The sequence below is a fragment of the Clostridium malenominatum genome (assembly GCF_039521365.1).
Taxonomy (GTDB): Bacteria; Bacillota; Clostridia; order Clostridiales; family Clostridiaceae; genus Clostridium_AW; species Clostridium_AW malenominatum.
The window spans coordinates 2,005,529-2,023,889 of sequence record NZ_BAAACF010000001.1 but is presented as its reverse complement, the minus strand read 5'-3'; the positions used below and the strand labels follow the sequence as shown (position 1 = coordinate 2,023,889).

Genomic DNA, 18,361 nt, shown 5'->3' with positions numbered 1-18,361 from the left:
TTGAGTTTGTTTGTAGAACGTTTGTGAGATATTTACAATTAAGAAAAATACCTTATTGGATGTTCTAGAAATAAGTGTACATAAGCTAGAATTGATTTTGATGTTGCTCATGAATTAGGGCACTTATTATTACATGAATAGAGTGAAGATGTAGAACGTCTAAATAAAGATGAATTTAAAGAAAAAGAGGGTAATGCGCTCAATGCAGAAAAAAGGTATAAAAAAATTGAGCCGCTAATGATATGTTATATACAGTTCAACCATCATTACTGAGAACATCAGTAATGATGTTATTAGAACAAGGTGTTTTAATAGTAAGGGAATTTATGGACGAATTATCTCAAGATTATAACTTATCCATGGAATCAAGTGAAGTCGAAAGACTTCTAGATTTACCTAAAGATATATTGAAAGTAGTTAATGAAACATCAGTTTATAACTTAAATATTAAGAATAGAGTAATTGATATTGATAATGTTGATTGAATTATGTCGATAAAGTAATTGTTTACAAAGACCACATTAAAGTAATATTCAGCGTGGTCTTTAATATATTAAAAAATATTATGTTCTTACTAAACTATAATAAAAGCAATAAGAAATTCCTTATATTTGGAGGATAAAATGCTAAATTTTGATATTCAGAGATTTATTAGTTGTTATTTTAAAATAGGTGCAGTAATGTTTATAATTCTATTGCTGTATGATTTGGGTTTATTTTACTTAAATATATTTATATATGATCTCATGTATAATTTAAAAAGAAAAAGTTTATATCACCCCAGGATTTTAATATATATTTGCAAATTTGAAAAAATAATTGATAGTATTATATATTTAATTAGATTAAAATGGATTTCATCTGGATACATAATAAATGACAAACGTGAATTAAAGTTTTATAAAATAATACAAGAAAATACTATTAAATCTTTACTAAATGTACTAATTAGATTTTTAATCTTTTCAAAGTTTTCCGTAATGACTTTAATAATAACAATTATAGTCTATTTTAAAATTTCAATAAAAAGTCTTATATCCTATCAGAACACAAACATTATAAAAGAGGGTTATAGCAAAATATATTCAGTTCTGAGTAATAATTTAAATGGATTCCTTACATTGTTGCCAAGCTTTATAATTGTTCTTACAATAATTGCATCTGTTCACTTCGTAAGTTTAAAATATAAATATCACTTAGCTGTGAGACAAGTAAATAAAGAATATTTAGTAGATTTGGCGAAAGTGCATAAAGAATTAAATAAATGTTTAGCAAATCTAGTGTATGAAGGAGCAAGAAATTTGGGAAGAGCTCTAGAGGTAGTCTATGACAAGCCTCAAAAATATGCAATTAAAGATATGATTATTAAAGATACAATATTAAGTATTTCATATCGTATAGAGGATATAGTTGATGATGAAGTAATATGGCGCAAAAATAGAAGTTACTCAAACAGTAATTTAAAAGAAGTTATTCCTAATGGTTTTTGTGATATTGATGCTATAGAAGAAGTTGTGAACATCTTGGAAAAATCCAAAAAAGATGGATACTACTATAGATTACATAGTTTTTCTGTTTTAAATAGGAATGTACTAAAGTTATCAACATATCGACTAAATAACAAGGATTATCTCAATAAAATTTTGCTAACGCAATCAGGAATTTCCGAGATTATTAAAATTTCACAAGAGGGTATTGAATTTTATGATTTGAAAAATAGCATACCAAATGTTGATGATATTGATTACTATAATTCATTAATTTTAAAAGAAAGAAATGACCTTAAAATAGATATTGATAATAATATTATAGCTGGAATAGAATTATTGATAGACTTAGCTAGATATGTTGAAGCTACAAATAAGATTTTTAATTTGAATTCAAAAAAATGGAGCGATATAATTGGACAAATATTAGGGTCTAATAAGTAATATTATCACATGATTGTAGATTTTTATTATAATATTCAATTTGATGATAATTAAAAGCAGATTTTCATGGATTTTTATTTTGAAATTAACCATTAAGTAGAAATTTTAAAAGTCAGAATATATAATTTAATTATGGTAATGAAATGGTTCATAGATTTACAAAAGATAGAATGGCAAATGTTGTGGTTGATTAGGGGGAGAAGGTATGAGAAACATAGTAAAATCAGATTGGGATATATTTAAAGCCAAATTCAGTGAGAATCCACAAAAAAATTTTGAATGGTTTTGTTACTTATTATTTTGTAGAGAGCATAAAAAAGATATAGGAATTTTTCGTTATAAAAATCAATCTGGGATTGAAACAAATCCAATCGAAGAAGGTAATGAATTAATTGGATGGCAGTCAAAATTTTATGAAACTACATTGTCGGAACATAAAACAGTATGTTCCTCGCAAGAACCCTCGGGGGTCGTTAAGAGTATTGATAAATACAGTGGAAATTCATCGATTTTTTATTCATGAACGACAATACATGGAAAGTTGACCACTTTTTCATTATTATATGTGCCACAAGAGAAAGTGGCGGAAGGAAGATTAAAATGAGTTTAAGAACAGACATTGAAAAAATTTTTTTAGACAACACCAATTATGCAAACCCTAGTCAAGCAGTAAATCAAGCAAGTTCACTTAACGCATTATCAGGTGACTTATATACAGATTCAAAGCGATTTATTTATGAACTTTTACAAAACGCAGACGATTCGTCTCAAAACAGTGAAGCTGTTAAAGTATGGATAAAAATTTTTGATAATAACTTAGTTGTTGCTCATTCAGGGAGACCGTTCACTACACGTGATCTTCAAGGAATTTGTAATGTAAATAATGGCACCAAAAAATCAGATTTGACGAAAACAGGGTATAAAGGCATTGGTTTTAAATCGGTTTTTGGACAATCTGATAAAGTAACGATATTTACAAAAGATGAATATTTTAGCTTTGATTCTTCCTATTCATTTGAGTGGAAATGGGAAGAATCAAAGATAATATGGGAGAAAAACAATGACAGAGAATTTCAATTTCCCTGGCAAATAATTCCTGTATATACAGAAGTAAAAGAAGTTTTTGAGCCAATAAATCAATTTCTTAAAGATATTGATGCAAATGTTGCAACAATAATTCAAATGAAGAATGTAAATGAGACGAGTCAGGCTGTTCAGAGTCTATCTCAGGACTTAAACATGTTTTTATTTCTTAAAAATATCTCTGAGATTAATTTTGATATAACAGAATTAGTTTCCGTTGAAATCAAGCGAATAGAAAATGATAGAATCACTTTAAAGAGAGGTAACAGTTTAAGCGCCAATTGGTTGTTGAATACTATTAGCCTAACAGTTCCGAGTGAAGTAAAGACTGCACTACAAGATGAACGAAATATTCCTGAGAAATTACTGAATGCTGATTATATAGAGTTATCGTTAGCTGCCAAAGTGGGGAAGGATGGTATTACTAAACTTTCTAAACAAGAAAAACTTCTATATTCATATTTACCGACTGGTGAAACAAAGTATTCTTTGCCAGTGCTTGTTAATACAAGCTTTCTAACTACTGCAAATCGTGAATCACTTCATGCTGATTCAAAATGGAATCAATGGCTTTTTAAAACAATTGCTATTGAGATTTTTAAGTGGATCTCAAAATTAGTGAATACTGAGTTTCATTTTCAAGCATATCAGTTAATACCTAATGACATCTCTAATGATGAGCTAGGGAAGAAATTTAATGAAGGAATTAAAGATGCTCTAAAAAATATTCCGTTTGTTGTCTCTAGAGAAGGGCAGTTAATTAAAATTGAAGATACAATAATTGATTTTACGTATCTATCTGAGAAAAAATTTGTAGGTGAAGAATCTATTAGGAAATTTATTGATAACAATGAAAAAAAGGGAACGGGTTGTTCTAAACAATTTGCTGAAGATATTGGCTTTTTTTCCGACTTTAAAAGGCTTGGCTCTTCTTGTTTTGAATGGATACACCTCCAACGATTTCTCTCCTCAACATATTTTAAGGATGCACATACAATAGCTTACAATATTGAACTTATAAAACATTTTAAGAAACTTTGTGAATCAGATAAGGTTAAAGATATTTCAAAAGAAGTACTCATGAAGCTTCCATTTATCTGGGATCATAAGAATAGCATTAATTATCCATATCAAGTATGCTTTCCTACAGCGGATGATAAGAACTGGGATAATCCTAATAGTGATTTATCTTTTCTGCATAAAGAATTGCAGAGTTGGCTTCTCAAAGATTCAGAGAGTAGACACTGGCTAGAGAGTTTAGGAGTAAAAGAAAAAACAGATATTACTTATATAACTCAAATAGTTATACCTAAAATCGACGATTATATAACACCCCAAAATGCTTTACAAACAATTCGAGACTTTTTTAATTTGTATAGCAATGGAAATCTTAAAGAAGATATAATAGGACAATTATCGAGGATAAAACTTCTTACTCAAAAAGGTTCCTTTTGCCCAGCTAAAGATTGTTTCCTTTCAGATTTTTATAATCCAAGGCTAAAAATTGAAAAAATTTTAGAAAAAGACATTTTTGTCAGTGAAACTTATTGTGTAAACATCCTTGAAAAGGATGAATGGAAGCGCTTTTTTAAGATGCTTGGAGTTAATGAAGGAATTTCAACATTATCATACCAAAATAAATATTCTAAATTTAAATTGATCAATGCTGACTTTAAATGTGAATATTTTGAAACTAAGGATAAGGAGTTTACCCCTTTTCAAACTACTTTTACAGCGGATTGTTTCAGCGATATAATAACTATGAACTATATTCAACTTACAGAAAATAGCCATAAGTTTGCTTTTAAATTTTGGTCTGATTATATAGAAAACTATTCACCAAGTATTATCAAAGCACCAGCAATTGCATATTGGGGATATGAGAATAGGCCTGGGCGGACAAGCGGTGATCGGGTCGAAAACTTTGTTCCATGGTTTGTTAAAAATGTACAATGTATTCCTACTCTTTCAGAAAAATGTGAAACTGCAACTTCTGTATTACTTAATACAGAAGAGATAAAAGCTATTGCCGGAAAATATTTACCTGTATTTAATGGAACAGAATTATCTCCAGATTGGAAAGCTTTCTTTAACTTTCGAACAAGCTTAGAATTGTCAGACTACTTAGAATTACTCAGTAAAATTTCATTAGATATTGACGACAAAGGAGCCATAAAGAATGATAATTACAAAAAAATTCAATCTATTTACTCTGGGTTATTAGCTCAATGTGCTAATTGGAGTACTGACGATATTTCAAAAGTTGAAGAATGGGCTAATACTGGGTTTTTGTTAAATACGAAAAATCAATTCACAGAATGCAACACTCTCAAATATTTCTTAGATGGTAACGAAGTCATTTTTCAAGATCAGTGTTGTTTTATAATGATTAGTGCTGAAAATAAAAAAAATTCTAACCTAGAAAAATTCTTAAAGCACTTTAAAGTAAAGTTATTGAGACAAAGTGAATTTGAGCTGGTTCACACTCAGGAAGAAGTATGTTCGAGCTTGAAAAATCAATTGAAGATTATCAATCCATATTTTAAAATATGGATTGAAAATGAAGATAGTGATGCTAATACAAGAGACAGCTTAGAAAACCTACAAGACAAAATTCAAGCCTTAAAAATTTTTCAGGCTGAAGAGCTTAAAATTACGTATAAGGGAATTGATTTCATTAAGAGCGTGAATATTCATTTTAATGAAACCAGTCTTTATGTAACGAATCCTTGGAATGCTAATAGTGTATTATTAAAGTTATCTGAAGTTTTATGTCGTTATTTTCATCTAGTTGGACACGATAAGAAATTAGACTTTTTACTTAGATCTACTGATGATGAGATTCAAAAGTACTTTATGCAGGAAGGGCTCAACATACCAGAAGAAGCTCTTGAAATAAGAAATAATTTTGAAACTGAATCAAAGGATAAAAAAATAGATTCTTTTGCAGATATTGAGGCTGCGATCACTGAAAAAAATATATCTCCAGAATTCTTTCATTTATCAACGCATGATTATAGACGATTGAAGTATATTGAAGAACGTATTACAAGAGCAGTAGCTAATGTAATAGAACATCTCAAGGAACTACCGGCATATGACTGTTCGTATTTTTATATGATTGCAAATAGTATTATTGGCGGCATTACAAAAAACGGGAATGAGATAGCTGTAGTAGCTAGACCCTCAGATAATGATGAAGTACTAGTTTATTACACCTCTGAATTTGATGTTCTTGAATATGTAGACGCTGAACTTTGGTATGAAGATGGTATCAACATTCCTAAACAAATAACGTTGGGGCAACTTCTGAAAAAAACAGATATTAATAGAATCCCTATAAGAAATATTGATATTACAGACTATGAACTTGAAACATTATTAAATGATCCTAAGTCTGAAGTGCTAGATTTTAATGCTGTACCATTTGTTCCACAAAAAATAGCGAAAATTATTTCGTCATTTGCTAATACGAATGGAGGAACATTGATTTTTGGACTTAAAGAAATTTTACCGACTTCAAATGAGATTGTTGGACTTAGTACTGATTTTCAGGTTGTTGAAGTTACAAAAAAAGCAATTTCCCTACTTTCACCAATCCCGACAGTAACTTATGACTGGGTAAAAAGTGGAGAAAAATCTATTTTTGTAATCAAAACAGAAAAAGCAGACAATGATATATTATTAGAGAACCAAAAGTATATCAGAGAAGAATCTAATAGTGTATTAGAAGAAAAGACACCAGAGTATAAAACTATATTAAATATTTCTAGGATTAATAAAACTATAGCGATTATTATAGCAATAGAACACTATGCCCCTAGACAAGAGAATCAAATATCAAACGTTAAATATGCTATTAATGATGCACTTAAATTTAAATCAATGTTGATTAAATCAATGAATGTAGATGAAAATGATATTTACATGATTACGGATGAAGAAGCGTTGAAAAGCACTTTAGAGTATGATTTTAGAAGTTTATTTTATTCTTTAACAGAACAAGAACGCTTAGTTTTTTATTATGTTGGACATGGTTTTCATAATGGTATCACGAATTACCTATCAACTTATGATATGCATCAATACAATATAGCAGAAACTGCGGTTTCATTACGTAAAATTCTACTTGATCCTTTACGAGAATCTAAATGTAAAAATGCACTTATTTTTATAGATGCTTGTGCTCAAATCTTCCATGATGAAAATGAGCGAAATCAAATTACTAATATTAATGATGAGGAACTAAAATTACTTACTAATGAATTTCCGTACTACGCAACATTTTTATCTTGCCAACCAGGACAAAGTTCTTATTCAAGTGATATTTTGAAAAATGGAATATGGACTCATCATTTAGTTAATGCAATAAGTGGTGCTGCATCAGAAGTCATACATAGTAATAAATATATTACAGATAGATTATTGCAGGATTATCTTTCTAATAGTGTATCTACATATACAAAAGAAGAACTTGGATATAATCAAAATCCCAAAGCGATTCTAGATTCAAGCTATGAAAATATCATTGCAGAAATAGAATATGAAAATGTTTAATACCTAGATATCTACGTTGAGGTAATCTAAAAAACCTTATAGCAAGTAGCTGTAAGGTTTATGCAAAACCCGTCTTTAACCCAAGGGGGTAATACTACCCTTCCTCCAAAGAACCAGTGGTGTTTCAAGACAACCTAAACTACATCAAAGTATAGGAATATAAGCCGTAGATAGTTCTAGAGAACTTAAACTTCCCATTATCCATATTATATAGAGCATATAATAACTATATAAGAGGATGTACACATATTTATATTAGTTTATTAATAATGATAATTTGAGTTTAATAAATAGTGCACGATATATGGTTTTCTATGATGAAGATAAAAATTAACTGCTAATAACTACAGAATCAACTCTAAAACGACAGACATAAAAACTCTGTCGTTTTTATATTTAAACTACTTTAAACAGTAAATTGATTTTAACAGATACCGATGTAAAAGAAATAAAAGAAATATTATATTTTAATCCAATTTTAATCTTTCTTATATTTTAGATTAATCTTCTAAAAGTATTATATAACCATGATGAATGATTAAAAAATACATGGAGGTAAATCGAATGGAAAGAAATGAAATGATTGAAATTATAATTGCAAAGGCTAATGTAAGTCGTGAAGAAGCAATAAATGCATTAGAAAAATGCAACTGGGATGTTGTAGATTCTATTATATACTTGGAGAGAAGCGGAAAAATAAAAAATAATGAAGCTACTACAATAATTGAAATTAAAGAAGAAGAGCAGGATAAAAAAGAAGATAATAAAAAGTATGAAGAAAAACATGGTGGAATAGGAGAGGCTATTGGTAGAATGTTTAAATTTATAGGTAAGCTCATAAAAAAGGGAAGCGAGAATTTTTTCGAAATCAGAAAAGAAAATGAAAAGCCAATAAGGATATCATTAACAGTATCAATACTTCTATTAATATTCTTATTTGTACCAACTATGGTGTTATTGGTAATAGGATTATTCTGTGGATATAAATATTCATTAGCAGGCTCTTATAACAACTATAATGAGGTGAATAATGTATTTGAAAAAGTATCAGAATCAGCAGATTCTATTAAAAAAGGTTTTAAAGAAAGCTATGAAAGATAACATGTAGTGCGATAAAGAGATTTTGAAAATATTCAAGATCTCTTTATTTTTGAAGTTATATAAAGTCATGATAAAATGGTATAATTTAATAATCAAGGATAGAATTATAGTAAATGATTTTATCTATGCCGTAGATACGGAGGGCTATTTATGGAGAATCTTAAGTTAATAGATAAATTGAAGGAAAAAGCAAATATAAGCTATGAAGAAGCTAAAGAAGCTTTAGAGAATAGTAATTGGGATATATTAGATGCTTTCTTATATCTAGAAGAGAGGGGAAGGGTGGAAAAACCTTATGTTAGCATCTTTTATACTAATGAAGTAGGGTATAGTGAAAAAAGCGGAGAAATTGTGAAAATTAAAGAAACCAAATACAAAACTAACAATAGTTATCAAGGAATTTTTGAGGTTATATGTAAGTATATAGACACATATAATAATATTTTTCTAGAAATAAAAAAGAAAGACAGATTAATTTTAAAGGTCCCACTTACAGTAGTTATTGTACTTTTACTTTTCATGTTCTGGATTATAATACCTTTAACTGTAGTTGGATTATTCTTTGACATAAAATTTTATGTATATTCAAAGAGGGTTAATACCGATAAAGCTAATAGGGTATTAAGCGATATTTCAGAGGGTGTAAAAATTGTAAAAGAAAAATTAAAAAAGGTGAATAAAAATGGTTAAGATTTTAATAGTTGAAGATGAAGAAAAATTATCAAGATTCATTGAGCTTGAATTAAAACATGAAGGTTATGATATTGTAAAAGCAAATAATGGTAGAGTAGGTCTTGAAATTGCAGAAAAAGGAGAGGTGGATTTAGTTCTTCTTGATATAATGCTTCCAGAAATTAATGGACTTGAAGTATTAAGAAGGCTTAGAAGAACCTCTGATATTCCAGTTATAATGCTTACTGCAAGAGATGCAGTTATGGATAAAGTGTCAGGTCTTGATGCAGGAGCAGATGATTATATAACGAAGCCATTTGCAATAGAAGAGTTACTTGCAAGGATAAGAACAGCCCTTAAAAAGAGAATAGTTACATCAAAAAAGGATGAGGACATAATAAGATGTGGTTTATTGTCCTTAGACAAAATGAGACATAAAGTGATGTATGATGTCATAGAGATAGAACTTACTAACAGAGAGTTTAATTTGTTACAAATATTAATGGAAAATAAGAATATAGTCTTAACTAGAAATACACTTATGGAAAAGGTATGTGGATATGATTATATTGGAGAAACAAACGTTATAGATGTTTATATAAGATTTTTAAGAACAAAAATAGATGATGTTTTTAATGTAAAAATAATAACTACAGTTCGTGGTGTGGGGTACGTAATTAAAGATGAATAGAAAAAATAAAACAAAAAATGTTACATCCATTGCAATAAAACTAAATTCTATTTTTGTAAGAGATTTATTTCTAAAGTTTCTTATTATTGATATATGCATAGTTATAGGATTTATTGGAGTTTGGTGTATTGAAAGTGAAACAAGCTTTTATGGTGAATTTGTAAAAAATGCTGAAAGAAGCTTTAATTTTTATCCCATAGAAACAGCAAATTATAAAGTTCTTTGGGATAATGGAAAAGTTATGATAAAAGAGGCTACCACTTTCTTAAACCTTTTAATAAAAGCAATTAGCGCTATTGGAGTTATAGAAGCAGTAATGCTATTAAAGCAAATAATATTTGGGACTTCTCAAAATAGAAGGGTTTTAAAACCACTTAATGAAATAGCAGAAGCTGCAAGTAGGCTTAGTGATATAGCCTTTAATGAACAAAAATTTCAAAGCCTTGAGGATGCTATATCTAAGATTACTCCTACTACATCTGACGAAAGAATTCATATTGGAGATAGCGAGCTTCAAGGGTTAGAGGAGGCCATTAATAACTTATTAGATAAAATGAGAGATTCTTATAGGCAACAAGCAAGATTTGTTTCAGATGCATCCCATGAGCTTAGAACTCCTATATCTGTAATTCAAGGTTATGCTAATATGTTGGACCGTTGGGGGAAAGATGATGCGGAAGTATTAGAAGAATCCATTGCAGCTATAAAAAGTGAATCAGAAAATATGAAAAACTTAGTAGAGCAGTTATTGTTTTTAGCTAGAGGTATCAATGGTAAAACTCAACTTAACCTTATAGAGTTTTCACTTAATGATATGATGAAAGAAGTCTTAGAAGAATCTAAGATGATAGATAAAGATCATATATATAGATATATAGATTCAGAAAATATAAATGTTTATGGTGATATATCATTACTTAAACAAACAGCTAGAATATTAATAGAAAATGCAGCAAAGTATACAGATAAAGATGAATATATAATACTAAGAACAGGAAAAAATAATAAAGGTGAGCCATATTTTTCTGTTCAAGATAACGGAATAGGCATGGATGAAAAAGATGTATTACACATATTTGAACGTTTTTTTAGAGCTGATACTGCCAGAGTTAGAAAAGATGGTGGCACAGGATTAGGGCTTTCTATTGCTAAGTGGATTATTGATAGTCACAAAGGATACTTTAGCGTTTTAAGTAGGAAAGAAATTGGTACAAGAATAACTGTTTTTCTCCCTGAAAGACAGTAAAATATAAAAAACGACAGATTTAAGAACTCTGTCGTTTTTTATACTTAAACTACGTTAAATACGTAAAATGACGTATCTTACGTTAATAGGTAGGGAAAACCTAGATAAACCCTAGTAAATACAGGAATAATTGAGTATTTCAATAGAATAAGGAAATTTAAAATGGTATTTGGTTGAAAATGGAAGTTATTAATGATATAGTGTTGATATCGGAAATGAACGTTCGTATAATTTAGGAAAGTGGCCATTTAACTTTAAAATTTATAGAATTAATATCGGATTTTAAAACAGTTACTTCGGAAATTTTTACTGAACCTTAAGGAAATAAATCCGTAACCCTTACGGAAAAAAATCCCGAACAAAAGATTAATCTACTAAAAGACCCTTCTACTAAAGACCTTAATAATATATATAGTCTTGTTGTGAATTGCCTTAATGAAAAGGTCAACCATTAGGAACTTAGGAACCACTTTAGGAATATAATTCAAATAGAGATGTATTTCAGTAAGGTTATGGAGGGAAAAATGGAGGTATTAGAAGCTTTAAGGGAAAGAAGAAGTATTAGATCCTACTTGAACATGCCCATAGAACATGAAAAATTAAGTAGAGTTTTAGAGGCAGCTAGGATTTCTCCAACTGCGAAAAATAGACAAGAGTGGAAGTTCATTGTGGTTAAGGATGAGGAAGTAAAAGGAAGGCTTTTGCCTGCTGTAAATGGACGAAAGTTTGTTGTAGAGGCCCCGGTAATAATAGTTGCATGCGCTACGGAATCATCTTTTGTAATGCCCTGTGGTCAGCCTGCCTACACGGTTGATTTGTCCATTGCTATGTCCTATATGATTTTAGAAGCTCAAGAACTTGGGCTAGGTACTTGCTGGATTGGAGGATTTTCTGAAAAACAAGTTAAAGAGATTCTTGAAATACCTGAAAATGTTAGAGTGGTTGCCATGACACCTCTTGGATATCCAGCGGAAAGACCAAATGCAAAACCAAGAAAGGCATTGGAGGAAATTGTTTGCTACGATAAATATAAATAGAGATAGTGGGAAGATGTATGACGAAATAGTTAAGCTGTTTTCTGCTATGGATATATTTGATATTGAAATCTTAGAGGAGTTAGAAAAGTATTTTAGTAGATTTTAATAGGGGAGGCGACCTTTATAAAAGAGGATAGCCTTTCTTTTTTGCAACTCTTACTATAAAGCCATATATAAGTTATGGCAAATTAAGAGGGGATTTTATAAAATAGTAGAATATATAAATGATTGTAATATATTACGTCTTAAAGTGGAGGATGAAAATGAATTTATTTGAGGTTCAAGATTTAATAAAAAAGTTTACTGAAGATAAAAATATAAACTCGCCAGTCGAAGTTAGAATTATAGATTTGGCTTCTGAGGTAGGAGAACTATCAAAGGAGGTATTAAAAGGAAGTAACTATGGCAACAAAGGATTTGAGAAAACTGGAGAATGGGATAGCGAAATTGGAGATGTATTATTCTCTCTAATTTGTATTGCAAATCAAACGGAAACTAATTTAGAGAATTGCCTAAAGTGTGTACTTGACAAATATGAAAAGAGGTTTGCTAACAAAGGAGATTTGGGATCTGGAAGATAACGTTTGTTGCACAATATTCGTATTTTGCAAATAAAAATTTGTCGGGGTAGATTAACTGTAGATTATTTATATAACCTGTAAGGAGGAGATGCTATGTTAGTTAGAAGAATAGAACAAAATGAAATTGTCGCGGTATTAGATATTGTCTGGGATGTTTTTATGCAGTATGAGGCACCTGACTACTCTAAAGAGGGGATTGAGACATTTCAAAATTCCGTGATAAACAATAATGATTACTTGAACAGTATAACCATGTACGGAGCTTATGAAGACAGCAATATTGTAGGAGTTATTGCCACAAGAAACAGCGGAAATCATATTGCACTGTTTTTTGTAGATGGTAAATATCATAGAAAAGGTATTGGAAGAAAACTATTTGAAGTGGTTTTAAAAAATAGTACGGCAAATGAGATTACGGTTAATTCTTCGCCTTATGCCGTTGAAGTATATCATCGTTTAGGATTTATTGATAGTGATACTGAACAAGTAACGGATGGAATGAGATATACCCCAATGACCTATGTGAAATGAGCATAATAGGAACATGGTAAATTTGCAATTTATCGAGGAGTTAATATTAAGAAGTTTATACATTTTATGAGGTATGAAATGAAAAAAACATTGAAATCAAAACCATTTATCATTTTACTTGTTCTGGTTATTTTATTAATCATTGGAGCTGTTTGGCAGAAGTTAATGGTAAACAGTGAAAATAATCAATATAGGGCAGTTGGTAATTTTGTTGACGTGGGTACTTACAATGCTCATTATTATACTAAAGGGAGTGGAAATACCATTTTTGTTTTTATTTCAGGTGCTGGAACTCCATGTGCTTATACCGATTATTATTATCTGCAAAATGAATTAAGTAAGTATGGTCAAACTATATCTTATGACCATGCAGGTCTTGGCTGGAGCTCTGAAACAAATGCAAAGCGAGATATTGACAGTCTTACAGATGAATTATCTATTATTATTAACACAGTATCTAAGGAGAATAAAGTAATATTGATAGCTCACTCATTAGGAGCTATAGAAGCAATTAGATATACTCAAAGAAATTCTGAAAGAGTATTAGGAATAATATTTCTTGATGCAGGAAGTCCTGAGTTTTATAGTAAAGATTCTGAATTAAAATCTTTTGCTATTAATCGTACATTGGCTGCTGTTCGTGTTACTGGAGTGAATCGACTTTTGGGTGAATGCGATGTTTTGCTCCCAATGTATGGTGAAAGTATGCGATACAAAAATTTACCTCAGTCTATGAGAGAAATTGACAAAGCAATGTATTATAAGTATACAGGTAGCTATTCAAATTTTAAAAATATCAGATATATTAATGAAAATGCAGAAAAAGTTTTGGATGGTAAGCTATTAGGCAATATTCCAATTTTAATTTTATCCTCAGATAGTGGAAGGCTATGGAGAGAAGTACAAGTGCAATTAGCAAAGTGGTCTGATAAAAGCCAACAGATAATGATAGACAATGCAGCTCACTATCTATATTGGTCAAATACTAAGGAAGCAATTAAATATATTGATAATTTCTTGAGGGGAATTCACATAAGTTTATAGGAGATGAGAGGAATGAGTTATGGAATTTATTTTAGTACAGGGTTAATTTCAAATATTGATTATTGGAAACCATTGATAATGGAATATATTGAAGAAGCAGATGGCATCAGAATTGATTGTTGGAATGATGAAGAGCAGATAATATATGATTTGAAAGAACTTTGCACTGATTTAGATTTAGAGAGTAATTGTAATATGCATATATTTAAATTTAATATAAGTGAAAAAGTTATTAATGAGTTGGTTTATAACGCAATAGGACATGATGGCAATATTAAGTGGTTTTCATTTTTCTTGACTAGGAATAATGATATTATTTTATCGTCTAGTCACTATGGTAAAGAATTTTCAATTGAAGGCATATCAAAAGAAGAAATACAGTTTATAAAGTACTTTATACCAAAAGGTTCAAGTATAAATATCTATTAGTAAAAAAAGATGAAGTAGAGTTATTTACATGACATACAGATAAATAGGGATTTATCTAGTAATTTAAAATATAATTGGGGGGTACTGCACAATATGAATGAATTAAATCTTAGACAATTAATGGATGAAGATGTATCTTTATTTAAAAAGTGGTTATACCTACCTCATGTTTCAAAATGGTATCATAGTCCATTAGACTGGATTGATGAAGTGGAAAAGAGACAAAGTGATTTCATGTGGCTACATCATTATATTGTGGAATATGTTAGAGAACCTATAGGATTCTGTCAATATTATGAGTATTTTAATAGCGGAGAAACTTGGCATGGCAATATACCAATTGATGGGACATACAGTATTGATTATATGATTGGTGAGGTGGATTATCTTAAAAAAGGATTTGGGAAAGCACTTATTAATGAACTTATTATCAAAGTAAAGTTAAATTTAAATGCAAAGCGAATTATTGTTCAACCAGATTCAGAAAACATAGCTTCTTGTAACACACTGCTTTCTTGTAATTTTAGATTTGATGAAGAAAATAAGATTTATTTAATGAATTTATAATGGCTATAATAATAATTTGTAATCAACAAATTTCAATTTTGTAAGTAAAAGTGTTTTATAGTAGGAAATAAATTATATTTTAAGGAAGTTGAATAATATGAAGATCACTGTGATAACTGGAACCGAAATAAAAGGTTGTACCTATAATATAAAAGAAAGTTTTTTAGAGATTTTGCGTGATGGAAACGAAATAACAGAATTTTATTTACCAAAGGATTTGCCTTGTTTTTGTTGTGGATGTAAAAATTGTTTTCTTAAAGGTGAGCAGTTTTGTCCTCACGCAGAGTATGTTATGCCTATCTGGAACGCTATTTTGAATGCTGATTTGCTTATATTTGCTTCTCCTGTTTATGCACTAAGAACTACTTCGCAGATGAAAACTTTGCTTGATCATTTGTGTGTGCATTGGATGGTACATAGACCTGATGAAAGAATGTTTAACAAAAGAGCTGTGATTTTGACAAATGCTATAGGTATATTTAACGGTGGAGCACAAAAGGACATTGCAACAAGTCTATCTTGGCTTGGCGTCTCTGACATTAAAAAGTTGAGCATAGGATTGCTTGAGGGTGTTATTTGGAATGAATTATCCAATAAGCGTAAAAATATTATTATCAGAAAAACAAAAAAGATTGCCGGAAAATATAAAAAACCGCGTGCAGCACATAAGGGAATAAAAGTAAGGATTAAATTCGCCATCACTAAAATGATGCATCAGGGCGTTGCCAAAAAAGAAAAAACATTATCCGTTGATAATCAGCATTGGGTGGATAAAGGGTGGATTAAGGTATAAACGATTGTTTTTAAATTAATTATGAGCAAATCAAATTTGTGTATAAGGAAGTGCACTGGATATCTAGAGGAGTTGAAAGAGTATTTTAAGTAAATTGTAATACCAAAAGAGGCCCTTTTAAAAAAAGAGGATAGCCTCTTTTTTAGTTGGATAGATAATTAGTTTTTTAGATGTTTAGATTAAGTAGTAAGAATAAGAGGGGATTTTTTCCACATAGTAGAATATATAAATAATAGGGAAGAAAGAAGGAGCCCCATCATGAAATCTAAAAACATTATTTATATTATGTGAAGGAGGACGATGATGAAAAAATTATTTAAGTTAATTGTAGGAACTATAATAGTTATATTATTTTGCTTAATTATTCACTCATATTTTAATGTTTCAGGTGACGAGATTACTGGCGTGTCAAATATAACAACATCAAGCAATGTAGTAATTAGAAAGAGTTATCAGGGCGACACAAAGGAGCAGGAATATGTGCTTAATGCTAATCAAATTGAGATGTTAAAAACATTGATTATACAATCTGATTTTACCAGAAACTTATCAACTATGGTAAGATTTAATGACAAAGATAGATATATAATCATTATAAACGATAATGATGCTGGTGTTTGGTTAAATATCCATTGTATTGGAAATAAATGGATTTCAATTGCAAATCAATTTAATGGCAAACATCTAAAAATAAATAACCCCAATTGGAAAAACACTCTTGAAGAAATAATTGTATTATCAAATTGAAGGTTATGAGCAAAATTAGATTTGGTACTTTGTATTATTATTATTATTATTATTATTATTATATTGCGAAGTAACTAATAAAACTTGTTCTTTATAGTAATAAAACGTGAAATAAAGATTGTTTATAAAATAGGAGGTGGATATAGTTGAAACCAATGGATATAAAAAACAAAATTCTGTGGGGAATTAGTATGATTGGATTACTTGGTATCTCATATTGGCTAAGCAGATTTTCTTTTTTTGAAATGCATGGTATGAAGCAGTGGCCAAAGCTGTTGGCTATATTAAGTATTGCTATAATAGTTATCGCTATCATGTTTGGAAATCGAATAATTCCAGTAGCCACTGTTGTAGGATATATGGGTGGATTTACTCTTGCTATGATATTTAATACTGATGCTGTAGACCCAGGTGGAGGAAGAACAAACAATGCTTGGATAATATGGGGTACTGTTTTCATTTTATCAATTCTGATTGCCGTCATTTGGGGTTTTATTTCCAAGCAAAGACATGAAAAGGAAGTGCACTAGATATCTAGAACGGGAGATTAGCATGAAAGAGCAAGATTTGACATTTAAAACTAGTGAAGGAATATTCAATTATAGGGTTGGGGCAATTATAATAAGAGACAAAAAAATACTTATGGTTAAAAATGATAGTGCACCTTATTATTATTCAGTTGGTGGAAGAGTAAAATTAAATGAAACATCCGAAGAAGCTGTTATTCGTGAGACATTTGAGGAGACAGGTGCAAAATTTGAAATTGATAGATTAGCATTTATTCAGGAACACTTTTTTTGTGAAGAAATAACAAGGGAGAATTATCATGAAATTGCTTTTTTCTATATAATGAAAGCGAACCCCAATATAAATTTTAAGTGTAACAGCTTTGGAGAACAAGGTTCAAAAGAACATTTACACTGGTTGCCTATTGAGGATTTAAATAAATATCACTTATTTCCAGAGTTCTTTAAAACTAAATTATTAAGAAGCATTACTGGCATCGAACATATTATTTCAAATGAATAACGGTATCTGCTATAAGCAATAACAATAAGAGGGGATTTTATAATACAGTAGAATATTATTACTTGTATGAGAAGGGCAGGTTTGTTTTCAAACTTTAAATGGGATAAAGATGTCGAATCAATGCTACCAGAATTAGGAGAAGATGGGTGGGAGCTTATTAATGTTGTTCCCGAATCTTCAAATTGGGGAGAAAACACTTCAGGTTTAACTACTGAAGAAAAGTAGATTTTTAAAAGACCTAAGATGAGCTAGAAGAGTATTTTAAATAAATAGAAATGCAAAGAGAGGCTACCTTAAAAAAGGAGCCTCTTTCTTATTATAA

The 18,361-nt window shown here is 29.8% G+C and carries 20 protein-coding genes; all 20 read left to right on the top strand.

The window, feature by feature from the left end; all coding sequences use genetic code 11:
* Positions 1-242: 242 nt before the first annotated feature.
* The 20 genes from ABDZ69_RS10245 to ABDZ69_RS10150 all read left to right on the top strand — a co-directional run bounded on the left by ABDZ69_RS10245 (position 243) and on the right by ABDZ69_RS10150 (position 18,264).
* A complete protein-coding gene (locus ABDZ69_RS10245) occupies positions 243-485 on the top strand; it encodes a hypothetical protein (protein WP_343769311.1) in 243 nt (80 codons plus the stop codon).
* Between the two features lie 138 nt (positions 486-623).
* On the top strand, positions 624-1,931 hold the full coding sequence (locus ABDZ69_RS10240) for a hypothetical protein (RefSeq protein WP_343769310.1): 1,308 nt from the start codon (positions 624-626) through the stop codon (positions 1,929-1,931).
* Positions 1,932-2,136: 205 nt separating this feature from the next.
* Positions 2,137-2,454 (top strand): hypothetical protein, encoded by a 318-nt coding sequence (locus ABDZ69_RS10235; protein WP_343769309.1) that lies wholly within the window; start codon positions 2,137-2,139, stop codon positions 2,452-2,454.
* Positions 2,451-7,571 carry a sacsin N-terminal ATP-binding-like domain-containing protein gene (locus tag ABDZ69_RS10230; RefSeq protein WP_343769308.1) on the top strand — a complete coding sequence of 1,707 codons (5,121 nt, stop codon included), beginning with the start codon at positions 2,451-2,453 and terminating at the stop codon, positions 7,569-7,571. The genes ABDZ69_RS10235 and ABDZ69_RS10230 overlap by 4 nt, the downstream gene beginning before the upstream one ends.
* A gap of 564 nt (positions 7,572-8,135) precedes the next feature.
* Complete coding sequence (locus ABDZ69_RS10225; RefSeq protein ID WP_343769306.1) at positions 8,136-8,672, top strand: UBA domain-containing protein; 537 nt, start codon at positions 8,136-8,138, stop codon at positions 8,670-8,672.
* 150 nt (positions 8,673-8,822) lie between these two features.
* On the top strand, positions 8,823-9,362 hold the full coding sequence (locus ABDZ69_RS10220; protein ID WP_343769305.1) for a UBA domain-containing protein: 540 nt from the start codon (positions 8,823-8,825) through the stop codon (positions 9,360-9,362).
* Positions 9,355-10,035, top strand: coding sequence for a response regulator transcription factor (locus ABDZ69_RS10215; RefSeq protein WP_343769304.1), 681 nt, complete (start codon positions 9,355-9,357; stop codon positions 10,033-10,035). The genes ABDZ69_RS10220 and ABDZ69_RS10215 overlap by 8 nt, the downstream gene beginning before the upstream one ends.
* Positions 10,028-11,281 (top strand): sensor histidine kinase, encoded by a 1,254-nt coding sequence (locus tag ABDZ69_RS10210; RefSeq protein WP_343769303.1) that lies wholly within the window; start codon positions 10,028-10,030, stop codon positions 11,279-11,281. Before ABDZ69_RS10215 ends, ABDZ69_RS10210 begins: the two co-directional genes overlap by 8 nt.
* Positions 11,282-11,805: 524 nt before the next feature.
* Positions 11,806-12,318 carry a nitroreductase family protein gene (locus tag ABDZ69_RS10205; RefSeq protein WP_343769301.1) on the top strand — a complete coding sequence of 171 codons (513 nt, stop codon included), beginning with the start codon at positions 11,806-11,808 and terminating at the stop codon, positions 12,316-12,318.
* Positions 12,293-12,424, top strand: a complete 132-nt coding sequence (locus ABDZ69_RS10200; RefSeq protein WP_343769299.1) for a hypothetical protein — start codon at positions 12,293-12,295, stop codon at positions 12,422-12,424. Before ABDZ69_RS10205 ends, ABDZ69_RS10200 begins: the two co-directional genes overlap by 26 nt.
* A gap of 157 nt (positions 12,425-12,581) precedes the next feature.
* Positions 12,582-12,899 carry a MazG nucleotide pyrophosphohydrolase domain-containing protein gene (locus ABDZ69_RS10195; protein WP_343769298.1) on the top strand — a complete coding sequence of 106 codons (318 nt, stop codon included), beginning with the start codon at positions 12,582-12,584 and terminating at the stop codon, positions 12,897-12,899.
* A gap of 159 nt (positions 12,900-13,058) precedes the next feature.
* On the top strand, positions 13,059-13,430 hold the full coding sequence (locus ABDZ69_RS10190) for a GNAT family N-acetyltransferase (RefSeq protein WP_343769297.1): 372 nt from the start codon (positions 13,059-13,061) through the stop codon (positions 13,428-13,430).
* Between the two features lie 78 nt (positions 13,431-13,508).
* Entirely contained in the window at positions 13,509-14,474 is a 966-nt protein-coding gene (locus tag ABDZ69_RS10185) for an alpha/beta fold hydrolase (RefSeq protein WP_343769296.1), read from the top strand.
* Between the two features lie 12 nt (positions 14,475-14,486).
* On the top strand, positions 14,487-14,903 hold the full coding sequence (locus tag ABDZ69_RS10180) for a hypothetical protein (RefSeq protein ID WP_343769295.1): 417 nt from the start codon (positions 14,487-14,489) through the stop codon (positions 14,901-14,903).
* A gap of 93 nt (positions 14,904-14,996) precedes the next feature.
* The gene (locus ABDZ69_RS10175) at positions 14,997-15,470 is read left to right on the top strand and encodes a GNAT family N-acetyltransferase (RefSeq protein ID WP_343769294.1); all 474 of its coding nucleotides are present in this window, start codon (positions 14,997-14,999) and stop codon (positions 15,468-15,470) included.
* Between the two features lie 97 nt (positions 15,471-15,567).
* Complete coding sequence (locus ABDZ69_RS10170) at positions 15,568-16,263, top strand: flavodoxin family protein (RefSeq protein WP_343769293.1); 696 nt, start codon at positions 15,568-15,570, stop codon at positions 16,261-16,263.
* 303 nt (positions 16,264-16,566) lie between these two features.
* Complete coding sequence (locus ABDZ69_RS10165; RefSeq protein ID WP_343769292.1) at positions 16,567-17,010, top strand: hypothetical protein; 444 nt, start codon at positions 16,567-16,569, stop codon at positions 17,008-17,010.
* A 146-nt stretch (positions 17,011-17,156) separates the two neighbouring features.
* Positions 17,157-17,540: a hypothetical protein gene (locus tag ABDZ69_RS10160; RefSeq protein WP_343769290.1), complete on the top strand. Its 384-nt coding sequence runs from the start codon at positions 17,157-17,159 to the stop codon at positions 17,538-17,540.
* A gap of 22 nt (positions 17,541-17,562) precedes the next feature.
* Complete coding sequence (locus ABDZ69_RS10155; protein WP_343769289.1) at positions 17,563-18,039, top strand: NUDIX hydrolase; 477 nt, start codon at positions 17,563-17,565, stop codon at positions 18,037-18,039.
* Between the two features lie 66 nt (positions 18,040-18,105).
* Positions 18,106-18,264, top strand: a complete 159-nt coding sequence (locus ABDZ69_RS10150) for a hypothetical protein (protein ID WP_343769288.1) — start codon at positions 18,106-18,108, stop codon at positions 18,262-18,264.
* Positions 18,265-18,361: the final 97 nt, after the last annotated feature.

Bases quoted from the DNA above. Each gene is read 5' to 3' on its own strand.
- ABDZ69_RS10245 (WP_343769311.1), top strand. From the start codon at position 243: ATGTTATATACAGTTCAACCATCATTACTGAGAACATCAGTAATGATG.
- ABDZ69_RS10240 (WP_343769310.1), top strand. From the start codon at position 624: ATGCTAAATTTTGATATTCAGAGATTTATTAGTTGTTATTTTAAAATA.
- ABDZ69_RS10235 (WP_343769309.1), top strand. From the start codon at position 2,137: ATGAGAAACATAGTAAAATCAGATTGGGATATATTTAAAGCCAAATTC.
- ABDZ69_RS10230 (WP_343769308.1), top strand. From the start codon at position 2,451: ATGAACGACAATACATGGAAAGTTGACCACTTTTTCATTATTATATGT.
- ABDZ69_RS10225 (WP_343769306.1), top strand. From the start codon at position 8,136: ATGGAAAGAAATGAAATGATTGAAATTATAATTGCAAAGGCTAATGTA.
- ABDZ69_RS10220 (WP_343769305.1), top strand. From the start codon at position 8,823: ATGGAGAATCTTAAGTTAATAGATAAATTGAAGGAAAAAGCAAATATA.
- ABDZ69_RS10215 (WP_343769304.1), top strand. From the start codon at position 9,355: ATGGTTAAGATTTTAATAGTTGAAGATGAAGAAAAATTATCAAGATTC.
- ABDZ69_RS10210 (WP_343769303.1), top strand. From the start codon at position 10,028: ATGAATAGAAAAAATAAAACAAAAAATGTTACATCCATTGCAATAAAA.
- ABDZ69_RS10205 (WP_343769301.1), top strand. From the start codon at position 11,806: ATGGAGGTATTAGAAGCTTTAAGGGAAAGAAGAAGTATTAGATCCTAC.
- ABDZ69_RS10195 (WP_343769298.1), top strand. From the start codon at position 12,582: ATGAATTTATTTGAGGTTCAAGATTTAATAAAAAAGTTTACTGAAGAT.
- ABDZ69_RS10190 (WP_343769297.1), top strand. From the start codon at position 13,059: ATGCAGTATGAGGCACCTGACTACTCTAAAGAGGGGATTGAGACATTT.
- ABDZ69_RS10185 (WP_343769296.1), top strand. From the start codon at position 13,509: ATGAAAAAAACATTGAAATCAAAACCATTTATCATTTTACTTGTTCTG.
- ABDZ69_RS10180 (WP_343769295.1), top strand. From the start codon at position 14,487: ATGAGTTATGGAATTTATTTTAGTACAGGGTTAATTTCAAATATTGAT.
- ABDZ69_RS10175 (WP_343769294.1), top strand. From the start codon at position 14,997: ATGAATGAATTAAATCTTAGACAATTAATGGATGAAGATGTATCTTTA.
- ABDZ69_RS10170 (WP_343769293.1), top strand. From the start codon at position 15,568: ATGAAGATCACTGTGATAACTGGAACCGAAATAAAAGGTTGTACCTAT.
- ABDZ69_RS10165 (WP_343769292.1), top strand. From the start codon at position 16,567: ATGAAAAAATTATTTAAGTTAATTGTAGGAACTATAATAGTTATATTA.
- ABDZ69_RS10155 (WP_343769289.1), top strand. From the start codon at position 17,563: ATGAAAGAGCAAGATTTGACATTTAAAACTAGTGAAGGAATATTCAAT.
- ABDZ69_RS10150 (WP_343769288.1), top strand. From the start codon at position 18,106: ATGAGAAGGGCAGGTTTGTTTTCAAACTTTAAATGGGATAAAGATGTC.